This window comes from Rhizobium sp. BK312 (genome assembly GCF_014193605.1).
Classification (GTDB): Bacteria; Pseudomonadota; Alphaproteobacteria; order Rhizobiales; family Rhizobiaceae; genus Rhizobium.
Genome location: NZ_JACHZP010000015.1, coordinates 1 through 14,594 on the forward strand (window position 1 = coordinate 1; position 14,594 = coordinate 14,594).

Below are 14,594 nucleotides of genomic sequence, written 5' to 3' on the forward strand. Positions count from 1 at the left end.
TGCTCGAAATGCCGACCTTTGAACATTGCCAATCTCCGCGACTTCCGGAGATCAATGCCATGCCACCAGTAACCAGGAAGTTTGCAACAGAACCTCGCGAAGATGTCCGGCAATCCGGAGCTTGCGCGCATGATCGAGGGGATCAACACACGCATCCATTTTGTCCGACAGATCGAAGTGGAGAAGCACCGGAGACTGTCGACGACCTATACGGAGCATACCGACATCGCACAGGCCATGGCAGCCCGCGATGCGGAACGCGCCTCACGGATCATGCGCGATCATATCAGCATCAGCGTCGCCGATGCCGTATCCTCGGTCAAGGAAGGTCTCGCCCGAATATTCATGCGGGCGGATTGAGTAGTCCATGAGCGTGTCCGATGCAGTCGCGCCAAAAAACAGCTGGCATCGATGCGGTCATCTCGCCGTGGTCTATCTCGTGTGGGGCAGCACCTATCTGGCGGTCAAGATATGCGTGAGCGGCCCGCCCGCATTGTCTCCCCTTCAGCTTCAGACCTGGCGCATGTGGATAGCAGGCATCCTGCTGATCGGCCTGTCGTTTTTCTCCGGCAATCTGCCATCGAAGACCAGAATCAGGGACCTGCTGACCTGTTGCGTCACTGGAGGGTTGATGTGGGTTTCCGGAAACGGGCTGGCGACATTGGCGTCGCGTCACGCCGCCTCCGGCTTCATCGTGATGGCAATGGGGATGATCCCCGTCTGGACAACGTTGATCACCAGCATCATGAACAGGGCGCTTCCATCGCGCACCATGATCCTGGGATTGTTTGCGGGCATCATCGGGCTGGGTTTCGTCATCGTGCCGCCAGCCCTGTCTTCAGAGGTTTCTTCCGTTGAACAAGGCTATGCTGTCTGGACCGCCCTGATCCTGTGCCGGCCTGACGTGGTCGCTCGGCTCAGTCCTGCAGCAGCCATTGCTTGGCCGACTGGCACCCACGACCGCCGCGGGCATCCAGATGCTATCGGCCGCACTCATCTTGACGACGGTCGGCGAAGTGCAAGCGGTCCCACTTCTTCCCCAATTCGGTTTAACAACGCACCAGATAGCAGCCTTCCTGTTTTTGGTCGTTTTCGGATCGGCGATATGCCTGGTCTCCTATATCAAGGTGATCAAGTCCTTCAATCCGGCGATCGCTTCGACCTTCGCCTACGTCAATCCCATCGTCGGCGTCGCACTGGGGTGGACATTACTGGGAGAGCGTCCGGAAACGGCTGCCTTTCTCGGCCTGGCTCTCATCTTGTTCGGCGTCTTCCTCGTCGTTGCGCGACCTTCGAAGCGCTCAACAGCCTACGAGAGCGGTCGAACAACACGGCTCTATAGATGAGCCTCGCTTATTAGCCGCCCCACCCTTGGGCCGAGCTCTTGTAAACGGGCGCCTTGAAGGGGTATGAACCAAGGACATACATTCTCCGCACCACTGATCCTCAATCAAGCAATTGAAAGCCAATACAATTTGGACTGACCTTATCTCCATGCACCAACATCCATGATGGCGTTTTGGAGATTATCACGGGCAGCAGTAGCAGACTTCCTATGCCTGCGGACTTCCGCATGCTTTCAGCCATCGGGGTTGACAGCGCTATTTGGTGAGGTCGGCAATACGATTGAGCGCGCCGGCAAGACCCTTCAGGGAGACAGCCAGGGTCAGCGGTTGGACCGGGCTGGCAGCGGAAACGGTAACGTTGAGGGCCTTGCCGGTTCTGAGCTTCGCAATCGTGTCTGCTTCGAAGGTCAGCGGCACGAGGCAGCCTTGTGGCAGGCAGGTCGAGAACGACAGAGTGTTGCCGAGAGGGGCATCGTCGACCTTCAACTGAGCGCCCTGGGGTAGTGCCAGTCCGAGCGGTAGCACCAGCGTGCCCCGGAACTTGCCGTCAGTTGCCTTGCCGATCTCGACAGCCAGGACGGTCTGCTTCGTCTGATTGCTGGTTTGGACCTGTCGGGCGAGGCAGGATGGAGCGTTGGCCTGCATCTGGCATACAACGCCCCAATCGTCGTATGTCTCGACCAGTGAGCTGGCCCCGCCCGGCAGCGGGGCGGCGGTCGCGGTGCCGCCGACGAGAGCGAGCATTGCCGCCAGCACTGAAGCCTTCGGCAAATAGCGGGATGACGTCATTAGAATGGGTTCCCTTCATATGGTTGGGGTCCGACCGCGCGTGACGGCTCAGTCCGCCGGACGGCCAGCGTCCGGCGGACTGTGTGTCGTAGCTACGGCGTCGCCTGGCCCGCAAGCGAAACGCAGCCGTTGCCATTGTCGAGGCAGACGAACGTGCCCTCGAAGCGTGGATCGGTGATCACGTCGTGGCTGCCATCCGCGGTTTCGGCGCTATCGGAGACCGGCCGGATCGGCGCAAAGCGGCCGGCATCGAAGCTCGGCATCACGGAGCTTGCCTGTGTGCCTGGTTCGGGGTTGGCGGCCTTTCCCACGGTCAGCACGCCTGGAACGAAGTTCATGCGATAATTGGCGGACGCCAGTAGCGTGCCCTGGGTGATCGCATAGGCACCCGGCTCGCTAAGGCTGGTTGCAGACGTGGCGAGCCCTCCCGAAAGCCTGTCGCCGTTGACGAGACCCGCACCTCCGACGATATAGGTCAGTGCCGGATTGGCGAGGCCATAGCGGCGGCTAAGTGAGTCGGCGGCAACCGTAATGGCACGCTGGTTCACCGTGAGGTCTGAGCCCATGTAGCTGATTGTGTAATTGGCGTTGGCTAGCGACCCTTGCGTGATCGCGTAGGCACCGACATCGGAATATTGCCCCGCCGTGGTCGAGAGCGAACCGGAGAGCGTGTCGCCATTCAGCAGGCCTGTCGCGGCATAGGTCAGTGTCGGATTGGCATCGCCATAGGTCTTCGTCTTCGCTTCCGCCGTCACCGTGAGCGCGCGTTGGTTCACGCTGAGATTGGCTCCGACATAAGTCAGGGCGTAATTGTTTGACGCCGAGAACGAGCCGGTGATGGCATAGCTACCGACGTTGGAATACTGCCCCGCCATGGTCGAAAGCGATCCGGAGAGAGTGTCGCCATTGACCAGGCCCGCTCCTCCGACCGTGTAGGTCAGCGCCGGGTTTGCATCGCCATAGGTCTTCGACAGCGTATCCGCCGTCACCGTGATCGCGCGTCGGTTCACACTCAGGTCAGCTCCAACATAAGACAGGGCGTAATTGTTTGAGGCCGAGAACGAGCCGGTGATGGCATAGCTGCCAACATTGGCATATTGCCCCGCCGTGGTCGCGAGTGATCCGGACAGCGTGTCACCATTGACCAGGCCGGTCGCGGTATAGGTCAGCGTCGGATTGGCATCGCCATAGATCTTCGACAGCGCGTCCGCCGTTACTGTCAGCGCCCGAGGGGTGACCGTCAGGTTGGCACCCGTATAGCTGATGGCGTAGTTTGTATTGGCCAGTGTACCCCGGGCAATCGCATAGGCGCCGACATCGGAATATTGCCCTGCTGACGTCGAAAGCGACCCCGAGAGCGTGTCGTTGTTGACCAGGCCCGAGGTCGCGTAGGTCAGCGCCGGATTGGCATCACCATAGGCTCTCGACATCGCATCCGCCGTAACGGTTAGCGCGCGCGGGGTGATTGTCAGGTTGGCGGCATTGTAGTTGATCGCGTAATTGGCATTGCCGAGGCCACCGAGAGTGATCCCGTAGCCGCCCACATTCGAATATTGCCCAGCCGCCGTCGAAAGCGATCCGGAGAGCATGTCGCCATTGACAAGGCTCGAGGTTGTATAAGTCAGCGCTGGGTTTGCATTGCCATAGGTTTTCGACTTCGCATCCGCCGTTACCGTCAGCGCACGCGGAGTGACCGTCAGATTAGCCGCATTGTAGGTGATCGCGTAATTGGCGTTACCAAGGCTGCCGAGAGTGATCCCGTAGCTGCCAACATTCGAATACTGCCCCGCCGAAGTCGATAGCGAACCGGAGAGCGTGTCGCTATTCACGAGGCCCGAGGTCGCGTAGCTCAGCGCCGGGTTTGCGTCGCCGTAGATCTTCGACTTCGCATCCGCCGTTACCGTCATCGCCCGCGGAGTGACCGTCAGATTAGCCGCATTATAGGTGATCGCGTAATTGGCGTTGCCGAGGCTGCCGAGAGTGATCCCGTAGCCGCCCACGCCGGAATATTGTCCTGCTGAAGTCACAAGCGATCCGGAGAGTGTGTCGTTGTTGACCAAGCCAGAGGTGGTATAGGTCAGCGCTGGGTTTGCATCGCCGTAGGTCTTCGATTTCGCGTCCGCCGTCACCGTCAGCGCCCGAGGGCTGATTGCCAGGGCGGCACCGGTAAAGCTGATGTCGTAGTTCGAGTTAGTAAGCGTGCCGAGCGTGATGCCGTAGTTGCCGATCCCTGACGCCGTCGTCGCGGAGGTGGCCAGCGCCCCTGAAAGCGCATCGCCATTGACGAGGCCGCTCCCGCCGACGGTATAGGTGAAGCCCGGATTGGCATCGCCATAGGTACGGTGTGCGCCGTCGGCCGTGACCGTGATGGCGCGCTTGGCGATGTCGGCAAGTGTCGTGGCCGTGTTGTAAGCAAGCGTATAGTTGCCGGCATCCGCGCCGGCGAGCGACAGGCCGGAGATGGTGACCGTCTTGCCCGTGCCGGCATTCTTGTCGGAAAAGGCGCCGCTGAAGCCGTTGCCCAGCGAAAGCGTGTCGCCCGACACCATGCCGTTGAAGACAGCGCCCGCAGTGTTCAGCGTCGCATCCGTCGTACCGTCATAGATCTTGCCGTTGGCGGTGATCCCGCCGATCGATGAGACCACAGCCCTGGCGATATCGACCGTGTCCGTGCCGCCCGCCAGCGTGTAGTTCGAGGCAAGGCCGCCATTCGTGCCATCACCCAGAGCCAGCGACGCAAGCGTCACGCCCTTGCCCGAGCCGGCATTCTTGTCGGACATGGTGCCGGTGCCGGACAGCGTCAGCGTCTCGCCGCCGACCACGTTCGACAGCGTGAAGATCGAGGCATCGAGATCCGTCGAACCGTTATAGGTACGGCTGCCCGAGAGGTTGACGACACGCTGGCCGATATCGGCGAGCGCTGTGGCCGTGTTTATATCCAGCCTGTAGTTCAGCGCATCCGCGCCGCCAAGCGTCAGTCCGGAGATGCCGACCGTTTTGCCGGTACCGGCATTGGCATTGGAAAAGGCGCCAAGCGCGGTGCTGACTGTCAGATTATCGCCGGATACCAAGCCGTGGAAGATGGCGTTGTTGGTGTTCAGCGTCGCGTCGGTCGTGCCGTCATAGGTCTTGTTGCCGGCGGTTATGCCACCGATCGAGGTGATGCTGGCGGGAGTTATCGTGGCATGACTGGTGTAGCTGGTGATGCCAAGTTGGTAATTGTTTGCATCTGCGCCGGTTATGTAAAGGCCATCGACGGCAACCGCCTTGAAGCTGCCGGCACTCTTGTCGGAGAAGTTCGCGCTCGTATAGGCAACATGCATGTCATCGGTGCCGATGACCGGCACTGTGGAGATATTGACGGTGGCCGTCGTCGTGCCGTCATAGACCTTGGTGCTGGCGCTGATGCCACCGAAGAACACATAGGCCTTGGCGATATCGGCAAGCGTCGTCGCACTGCTTGAAGCGAGCGCATAATTGCCCGCATCCGCGCCGCCGAGCGAGAGCCCGGTGATGCCAACCGTCTTGCCGGTGCCGGCATTCTTGTCGGTGAAGGCTCCGGTGGCGGTTGCCACCGTCAGGACATCGCTCCCGATCAGGCCGGTAAAGCCGGCGGCCGAGGTGTTCAGCGTCGCGGCCGTCGTGCCGTCATAGGTCTTGTTGCCGGCGGTGATGCCGGTAATGCCAGAGATCGCCGCCCTGGCGATATCAGCCGTGGTTGTCGCCGTGATCGAGGCCAGCGTATAATTGCCGACATCTGCGCCGCTGAGCGACAGCCCGGAGATATTGACCGTCTTGCCTATGCCGGCATTCTTGTCGGAGAAGGCGCCGGCCGAGGTCGCGACCGTCAGGGCGTCGCCGGAGATCATGCCGGTGAAACCCGCACCCGACGTGTTTAATGTCACGCTGGTATTGCCATCATAGGTCTTATTGTCGGCGGCGATGCCGGTAATCGCAGAGATCGTCGCCTTGGCGATATCCGCCGTGGTCGTCGCGGTGTTGGAGGCAAGCGTATAGTTGCCCGCATCCGCGCCGCCGAGCGAGAGCCCGGTGATACCGACCGTTTTGCCGGTCGCCGCATTCTTGTCGGAGAAGGCGGCGGTGGCGGTTGCCACCGTCAGGACATCGTTCCCGATCAGGCCGGTGAAGCCGGCGGACGAGGTGTTCAACGTCGCAGCCGCCGTACCGTCATAGGTCTTACTGTCTGCGGCGATACCGGTGATCGAGGAGATGGTCGCCTTGGCGATATCGACAGTGCCGGCGCCGCCAATCAGCGTGTAGTTCGAGGCCAGACCGGTGTCGTCGCCGAGCGACAACGAGCCGAATAACAGTGCCTTGCCGGTACCGGCATTCTTGTCGGTCATGGAGCCTGCGCCCATCAACGTCAGCGTGTCACCATTGGCGAGATTGCCAAGCGACAGATTGGCGGCGTCGATATTGGTGGTGCCGTCATAGACCCGGTTGCCGGTAAGGCTCAGCACGCGCTGCGAAATCGTCAAGCTGCCCGAACCATAATCGATGTAGTAGTCGCCGGCCGATCCGGCGGAATAGGTAAGCGCCAGCACATTGGCGCCAGAATAGGCATAGGTGCCGACATTGCTCGTGGCATCGATGGCGCTGCCCCAACCGAGGCTGACATTACCGGCCCCGACACCGTCAACGGCTATGCCGCCAGTCGAAGCAGTATCGCCATAGGTTGACGACGTATTGCCGCTCAAACGGGCATAGTAATTGTAGATTGGATCTGTGGTCAGGCTGCGCAGCACCGGCACGCCGCCAGTCTTCGACATCGCCCAGGTCGAGGCAAAATCCCAGCCACCGTCGATGAACTTAAACGGATCGGCCATCTGTGCCGTGGTGAGGCCAGATGTGCCGGTGATCGTGCCGCTTCCCAATCCAACGGCCGCAGGGCGACCCGAAACAGTCGTGTCCCAGAACGAGTTGCTGATCGTGCCATCGTTGAAGGCCACAAGGCCGCCACGATTGGCCGACACTGCCGCATAGGTCTCATTGATCTGGCCCGTTGCGGCATTGTATCCAACCAGCCCACCTGCATAGTTGGCTGTCACGGAACCCAGAGCATAGGATTGGGAGATGCGGCCCGTGTTATATCCCACGAGGCCACCTCCATACTGGTTGCTGTATCCGCTAATGCCGCCTGTCGCGTAGGATTGCGCGATGCTTCCATCGTTCAGTCCCACGAGCCCCCCTACATTGGGGGCGTCAGCAACGTTGACGGCACCAGTTGCATAGGACTGGCGGATCACACCCGTCACGGTGTTAATGCCAACGAGACCGCCCAACGAGATATAGCTTAAGTCGCTTAGGGTCCCGGTGGCGAAGGAATTGGAGATGGTGCCGCTATTTCGACCGACCAGACCGCCGCGCCCCTCGGAGCCGCCATATGTGTCTCCGGTCACGGAACCAGACGCGCTGCTGTCCGAGATCGTCCCACTGTTGCTGGCCACCAGTCCGCCGAGGTCCCCACTGCCGGTCACCATTCCGCTCGCCGAGGACGACCTAATCGTGCCGCTGTTGCTGCCGACAAGGCCCGCCGCGCCTAAAGCGCCCGTAACGGTGCCGTTCACCGAAACGGATGTGATGGAACCGGCATTGGCGCTTGCAAGAATGGCCGTCGGCGTGAGGTAGCTTTTTATGTTGGCGGCAGTGAGTGAAAGATCGTTCACGCTACCATTGGTGCCGATGGTTCCAAACAGCCCTCCTAAATAGGAGCTCAGCCCGCTGATGGTGTGGGCCGCCCCGTCCAGGCTGCCAGTGAAAGTACCAATCGGCTGCCAACCGCCGCCCGCACTATTGTTTGCCGAATCCCAGATGCCGGACGCATTGGCGCCCGCCGTAGCGCTGGCATCGATATCCGCGCCGAGCCTGTAGCTTCCGCCAAGGTTGGTCCCTATCAGCGCAAGCTGGTGCAGATTGGTGATCGTGATGACACCGGTCGCATCGGCAGTTGCCGCCTCAGAGCGCAGGATCGGCCGCATGTCGCCGACTTGATACCAGATGTTGGTAAAATCCCAGCCAGCATAGTTCGTGGCGTTGTTGGCCGAGTCTCGCAAATATTCGGTCGGTAGGCCGATTGCGGAAAACGTGCCCGAAAAGGACTGGCCGTAACCACTGGATCGGCCGGTTGTGGAGACATCCCAGAAGCTGTTGGTGATCGTGCTAAAGTAATTTCGGCCTACCAGGCCGCCGACGGCGACACCCCCGCTAACCGCGCCGGAGGCGTAGGCATTGTCTATAGAGCTTCCGGAATCATTATAGCCCACCAGTCCGCCAACATATGTATTGCCGGATACGGAGCCAGTGGCATAGGCAAATTTGATTGTGCTGTCATTGAAGCCGGCCAGACCACCGGCATAAGTATTCGAGCCGTGGATTGCACCGGTAGCGTAACTATTGCTGATCGATCCATGGTTATGACCGACCAATCCGCCAACATCCTGGCTGCCGGAGGTGGCAGCGGTGGCGTAGCTGTTGCTGACCGAACCGGAATTCCAGCCGGTCAGCCCTCCGACATATTGCATGCCGTTGACCGTGCCGGTCATGTAAGCGTTACTGATCGTGCCGGTATTGTTTCCGACCAGTCCGCCCGTATAGGAGTAGCCATTGATAAACTCGCCAGTCAGTCCGATGTTTTCGATGGTCCCCGCCGCGTTGCCGAACAGTCCGAGAAAACTGGCCGCTCGGTTGACAGTCAGGCCGGCAATCGTGTGGCCCTGGCCGTCGAAGCTGCCGGTAAAGGCAGCACCGTAGCCGCCGACGGGCACCCAGCCGCCGGTCGGCCAGATATCGGCGGCATTTGTGCCAACCGCGGCGCTCGCGTCGATATCGACCGCGAGTTTGTAGGTGCCGGCGAGGTTCGCGCCCATCAGCGCAAGCTGGTGCAGGTTAGAGATGGTGACGACGCCGTTTGCGTCGGCTGCCGCCGCTTCCGAACGCAGAATCGGGCGCAGGTCTCCGGACTGGTACCAGTCGGTGGTGAAATCCCAACCCGAATAGTTCGACGCGTTGCGCGCCTGCGCCGAGTTCAAGCCGCTGATGCCGGAGGTGGAACCACTACCAACACCTGAAGACTGCAGGGTCGTGCTCATATCGAAGTAAGACGCCACGACCGTGCCGCTGTTCCCACCGACAAGGCCACCGACATTGAACATCCCTGAGACCGCGCCGGATGCATAAACCTGGTTCATCGTACCGAAGTTCATGCCGAGCAGGCCGCCAACATTCGAGGCTCCTGCGACCGAGGCAGTAGCGTAGGATAGGTTGATTGCACCTGTATTGTAACCAACGAGGCCGCCGGTATGAGTCGCCCCCGAAACGCTGCCGCTGATATAGGACTGGGCGATCCCGCCGGCGTTCGAGCCCGCGAGCCCGCCGGTCATCGATCGGCCCGAAACATTGGCGTTGACCAGGCCAAGACCAGAGACCCCACCGCCCTGGCCGATAATGCCGAACAGGCCAACGGTGTTGGTATTTGGCCTGTTTATGGTCAGCCCGGTGATCGTATGGCTCGCGCCGTCGAGACGACCTGTAAAGGTGATGTTACCATCGCCGATGGGATTGAACCCCGCACCATTATTCCAGATCGCGGTGCCGGAGGCGTCGATGTCACCTGCAAGCTTCCATTTGGCCGAGAGATAGTCGCTGGATGAGCCGATGCCCTGCAGGCCATAGACATCCCTGACCGTGTAGGGTGTGGCGCTGGTGCCATCGCCGCCGGTGACGCGCAGGAACGAGGCGCCGTCGGTGATGCGGAAGTCCTTGGCCGAGAAGGCGGGCAGCGTTCCGCTGTTCTGCACCCAGTTGCCCGCTGCCAGCACGAAGGCGCCGACATTGACGTCCGCCGGAGCAGAAATCGTACCGCCGGAAGAGACAATGAGGCCGCCATTCGCCGTGATCGCGCTGTTGATGTTGATGTCCGATGCCGCCGCGAGCGTCAGCGTGGTGAGCGCGCTCCAGTTGATCGGCGCTGCGACGGTGATCGTGCCGGCCTGCGGATTGGTGGCATCCGACGACGATCCGGTCGTGACCGTGACGTTGGCGGTCGCGAGCGCATTGGTCAGAGTGTTGACATTGATGATGCTGTCGTTGCCCGTGGCGTTAAAGCCGCCATCCGTGTTGCTGCCTGTCTCCGTCGAGATCGTCACATTGTAGGGATCGAGAAGCAGATTGCCGACGGAACCATGCGCTGCCGTCAGATCGGTGAGACCGGTATAGGAAAGCTTCGCCTTGCCCGATACCTCGGCCTCGCCGCCATTGCCCGAGATTGCGCCACCCTTGGCCGTGATCGTGCCGGCAAAGTTCGTCAGGTCGTCCGACCACAGCACGACATCGCCGCCGGTGCCCATGGTGACTGCATCGGCATTGATGACAGTATGGGCGTCGACATCAAGCGTCTCGGCATGCTGCAGCAGGCCCTTCCCCTGACGCTCGCCGCCGATATTGACCGCACCGCCGCCGGTCTTGCCGGACGCGTTGACCTTGGCGGAGGCAAGCTTGATCGACCGACCCGTCACGGTGACTTTGCCGCCCTTACCGGCGGCATTGCCGGCATCGAGCGTGCCCGAAACCGCCACTTCGCCGTCGCCGCCGGTGAGCGTGATATCGCCGCTCTTGCCGGAAACGCCGTTGGCCTCGATCGTGCCCGACATGTTGACCGCCTGCCGCGCCATGTCCTTGGCCGCGGCGGCGGTGAGCTGCACCGTGCCGCCCCTGGCTGCGATCTTGCCGCTGTTGTCGACCAACGCCCCACTGCCGTCCGCCTTGGTCGGCACCGCCACCTGCAGGAAACCGTCGCCGGACAGATCAAGCGTTGCCTGTTCGCCGGATCCCAAGGCCGCCTTGCCCATCGGCACGGTGATGACACCGGCATTGGCGACCGTGCCGCCGATCAGCGCCATGTAGCCGCCGCGATTGATGGTGATCGCACCGGCATTCGTCACCGGCGCCGAGGCGCCATTACCAGTAAAGCTCCTCTTGCCGCCCATGAAGTCGTCATCGGAGATGCCGAGCGTCGAGGCGACGAAGGCGCCTGCCTTGACCGTGCCTGAACTGGTGATCGCAATACCGTTCGGATTGATCAGATAGACCTGGCCATTAGCATTGATCTGGCCTGATATGGTCGAGCTTGTCTCACCGGTCACGCGATTGAGGATGGCGGCATTGGCATCGGGCTGGACGAAGGTGACGCGATTGGCCTTGCCGACATTGAAGCTCTGCCAATTGACGACGGCGCTGCCGCTCGTCTGGTTGATGGTCAAGGCGCCGGCCGATGGCGTCCCGATCGTGGCACTACCCGCTGCCACCTGCCCGCCTGAAGGCAGTGACTGAGCCGGCGCCACCGTCGCGTGGGCAAGCGCCGTCGACGCCAGAAGCGCGACGAGCCGGACCTTGTGCGTCCGGGTTCTGTGCGAAAGCACTCCATTGCTGAACGTCCGACGGTTCGTCTGTGGGGTCATCGCTGCTATCCTAAAACTGAAACGCCGCCGAGACGGTGAAGCGGTTGTCGTTGGAGCCATCGCCGAAGTGCTCGACACGGCCGTATTCAAGATTGACGTTGGTGCTGTTGAAGCTCGCCTGCTCGGCCGCAGCCAGCCGCAGGCCGAGGCCATAGGCCGCGCCGCGCGAGACGCCACTCTCCAGCGCCGTCGGCTGGTAGAGCTTGACGCCGCCATAGGCGCCGAACAGGTAAGGCGAAACCACCACGCCGCCGGCCGTAGTCGTTCCATCCGGCAGACTGGTTCCCTGCTGCGCCGGGAATTCCGGCCAGCCGAACGGCAAGGTGAAGCTGGCAATGAAAGGGAACTGCGCCTCGGCGCGCAGCACGAAGCCTGAATCGCCCTGCATCGAGCCGGTTGGGAAGCTCGACAGGCCTGAGGAGGAGACGAGGCCGATCTGCTCGGAATTGAGCAGCGGTTGGCCGAAGGAGGTCTGCGCCTTCGCGCGGAGATCGAAGACCAGATGCTCGGCGATCGGCTGGCGATAGCCGAGATTGACCTCGACCTTCTGGAAATCGGCATCCGCGCCTTGGCGTGACAAGGGCGTGCCGCTGCCATCGGCATCGGCCGCGCTGCGTGCCCCAAGCCCATTGATGCCGAAAGACCCGGTCAGGCCGGCGCTGACAAGCGCATCGCCGGATACATACCAGGAAAGATCCGCGCCTGTGCGCAGGATGCGCAGCCGATCCTTCGACAGTGCGACACTTCCGCCATTGAGAAACTGAAGTTCTTCGTCCTGCGCATCGAAGCCGCCATTGAGGTTGAGCGTGAACTCGCGCGAGCGGATCAGCGGGTAGGCAAGCCGTGCCGAATAGCGGGTGAAGTCCGACATGAACTGCAGCCCGAATGTGCTCGCCTCCGGCGTCGTGCGCGAGGCGGTGGCTTCAAGGTTCAGCGTCAGCCCGTCGATGCCGATCGGCAGGGTTACACCGCCGGCCAAGGATCGGTTGCGCGGTGCGCCGGTGAAATAGCCTTCGTCACCGCCGAAACGCGGCGCACCAGAGGCTCTCAGATAGAAGAGCTCGCCGAAGCCGAACACGGAATTGAAGTCCAGACCGACGCCGGTGTTGTATTTGCCGAGCGCGTCGGTGGAATTGTTGTCGCCCGAGATGAAGCCCGTGACCGGCTTGTAGCGAGCCTCGATCGTCAGCACGCTGCCGCCGGGCTTCGTGCCGCGCGACAGCGTCGAACGCAGCACCGTGCCCGGCAGATCGCCGGCCAAAAGCAGCCGACGCTCGATCTCATCGTTGGACATCCCCTTCTCGCCCACCAGCGGCGAGAGCATCTTGGCAATGCGTTCGCGGATATTCTCGGGAAGATGCGAGGTGTCGATGCTTTCGACGAAGCCATTGATGACGACGATGCGCAAGGTCGCGCCATCGACCAGGCGCTGTGCCGGCAACACCACACGCACCAGGCCGTATCCCTTAGCGCCATAGGCCCGCTCCAGCTGACCGGCTGCTTCGAAGAGGGCGGCCGCCGTCACTGGACCGACGGTCAAGTTCTTCGTCACGCGCGCTTCATCCTCGGCAAAGCCTGGAAGCCCGCCTTCGACCTTGACGGCCTTCAGTCGGACGGTGAGCTTCTCCGCCCCCTTGGGGGCGACAGGGCCGGACGCTTCGGGAATGACGATGCCGCTGTTCTGCTTCTGCAACTGCGGTTCGAAGCTCTGCGGCGTCACCTGCGAGGCCGTCTGCGCAAAGGCAAGACATGCCGGCGCCATCACTGCAACGCTCGCGGCCAGTCCCAAGGATCGGAAAAAACGGTATCCGAAAGTCAAAATGAACCTCAATCTCAGCATACGCGGTCGTGTTGGAAGAAACTCCGCAAGGAATGGTCGAAAATTGCCAGCACAACCCCGTCCCGCAGCAGGACTAATAAAGTTGGCTACAGAGGTCAGCATCCATTTTTGACTTGGGAGATCTTGAGGACTTTCCGCTGGCAATTGTCGGCAGGTGCCAAGGAAGACAGGCCGTCTTATTCGCAATTGCGGGCTCCTTGAGAAATCGCCGCCCCACCGCTTAAAGCGTTGGCGAGCGCGCCATCGAGGATGATCAGCTTTTGCGCCTGAAACGCCGCATATTCCTCGTAGAAGCCGCGCGAAATCCACATCGGCGAATGTCCCGGCCGCCCAGCCCAGCCAAGTCCTCCAATCGCCTGAGCTTCCGAGATCTTGCGGCTGGTATGCGCGCTAGAAAGACCGGTCGCTCGCGCCAGATATGCAATGGAGCTGACATCCGTAAGATATCGCTCCGGCTGCGGGAAGCTTTGCCTATCGACGCCTGCGATCAGCCGATCCATCACCCAGCCACCCGAATCGATCCAGCTGAAGATCCTGTAGAGCGGTCCTGGCGTGCGCACTTCGGGAGTGAAAAAGAGAGCATTCGCCACGACCGGCTGGATCGACGGAAGCAGGCTCTCCCATCGCGTGGAGAATTGCACGTATCTTTGTCCGTCATCGAGCAGATCGAGCGCCTGGAAATGCAGATTGTACCAGAGCGCCAGGAGAGACAGGGAATCCGGCGATGGTTTGGCCCGCCCACGATGGCCAGCGACCTGACTGTCGATCGCCTGAATGACGCCATACTTCATCGATTCATCAAAGAAGGTATAGGCTGTATTGCGGCTCGCGAGACCAAGGAAGGTTGCCAGAAGGCCGAGACTTCTACGGCTAAGACCCGGCTCTACATCGCCGATGGGGTGAAAAAAGTGGGCGACTGCGGCATGGCTTAGGAGCCAACGCTGCTGTGTTGCAAACAGCGCTGCGGCTCGTGGTGATTGCTTATGAGCCTCGAACATCGCCGAAGCCAGGAAAAAAGCCGCAGACGGGAAGGCAACGCGCGAAATCATGTCGCTGACGCTGCCCCACGACCGATCGTTTGTTCCCTCGCCTGCAAGAGCTGGAAATGCGTCCGGAAATTCTATCATCTGCCCCAAGAATGCG

The 14,594-nt window shown here is 61.2% G+C and carries 6 protein-coding genes and 1 pseudogene; 3 read left to right on the forward strand and 4 right to left on the reverse strand.

The genetic code is table 11. The annotated features are described in order from the left end of the window. Positions 1–81 precede the first annotated feature (81 nt). The 3 genes and pseudogenes from FHT85_RS28640 (at position 82) to FHT85_RS30740 (ending at position 1,346) form a co-directional block, all read left to right on the forward strand. Positions 82–360, forward strand: coding sequence for an FCD domain-containing protein (locus FHT85_RS28640; protein ID WP_246780132.1), 279 nt, complete (start codon positions 82–84; stop codon positions 358–360). 7 nt (positions 361–367) lie between these two features. Next, positions 368–760 (forward strand): annotated as a pseudogene (locus FHT85_RS30735) (EamA family transporter); the annotation flags it as partial. Positions 761–935: 175 nt separating this feature from the next. Then, positions 936–1,346, forward strand: a complete 411-nt coding sequence (locus tag FHT85_RS30740) for a DMT family transporter (protein WP_246780133.1) — start codon at positions 936–938, stop codon at positions 1,344–1,346. Between the two features lie 255 nt (positions 1,347–1,601). Here FHT85_RS30740 and FHT85_RS28650 read toward each other — a convergent pair whose 3' ends face one another. The 4 genes from FHT85_RS28650 to FHT85_RS28665 all read right to left on the reverse strand — a co-directional run bounded on the left by FHT85_RS28650 (position 1,602) and on the right by FHT85_RS28665 (position 14,578). Beyond that, entirely contained in the window at positions 1,602–2,135 is a 534-nt protein-coding gene (locus FHT85_RS28650) for an invasion associated locus B family protein (protein WP_183774653.1), read from the reverse strand. Positions 2,136–2,227: 92 nt separating this feature from the next. Then, positions 2,228–11,611, reverse strand: a complete 9,384-nt coding sequence (locus tag FHT85_RS28655) for an MBG domain-containing protein (protein WP_183774655.1) — start codon at positions 11,609–11,611, stop codon at positions 2,228–2,230. A gap of 10 nt (positions 11,612–11,621) precedes the next feature. Next, the gene (locus FHT85_RS28660; RefSeq protein ID WP_246780140.1) at positions 11,622–13,373 is read right to left on the reverse strand and encodes a ShlB/FhaC/HecB family hemolysin secretion/activation protein; all 1,752 of its coding nucleotides are present in this window, start codon (positions 13,371–13,373) and stop codon (positions 11,622–11,624) included. A gap of 254 nt (positions 13,374–13,627) precedes the next feature. Further along, complete coding sequence (locus tag FHT85_RS28665) at positions 13,628–14,578, reverse strand: hypothetical protein (protein ID WP_246780141.1); 951 nt, start codon at positions 14,576–14,578, stop codon at positions 13,628–13,630. Positions 14,579–14,594: the final 16 nt, after the last annotated feature.

Bases quoted from the DNA above. Each gene is read 5' to 3' on its own strand.
- FHT85_RS28650 (WP_183774653.1), bottom strand. From the start codon at position 2,135: ATGACGTCATCCCGCTATTTGCCGAAGGCTTCAGTGCTGGCGGCAATG.
- FHT85_RS28660 (WP_246780140.1), bottom strand. From the start codon at position 13,373: ATGGCGCCGGCATGTCTTGCCTTTGCGCAGACGGCCTCGCAGGTGACG.
- FHT85_RS28665 (WP_246780141.1), bottom strand. From the start codon at position 14,578: ATGATAGAATTTCCGGACGCATTTCCAGCTCTTGCAGGCGAGGGAACA.
- FHT85_RS28655 (WP_183774655.1), bottom strand. From the start codon at position 11,611: ATGACCCCACAGACGAACCGTCGGACGTTCAGCAATGGAGTGCTTTCG.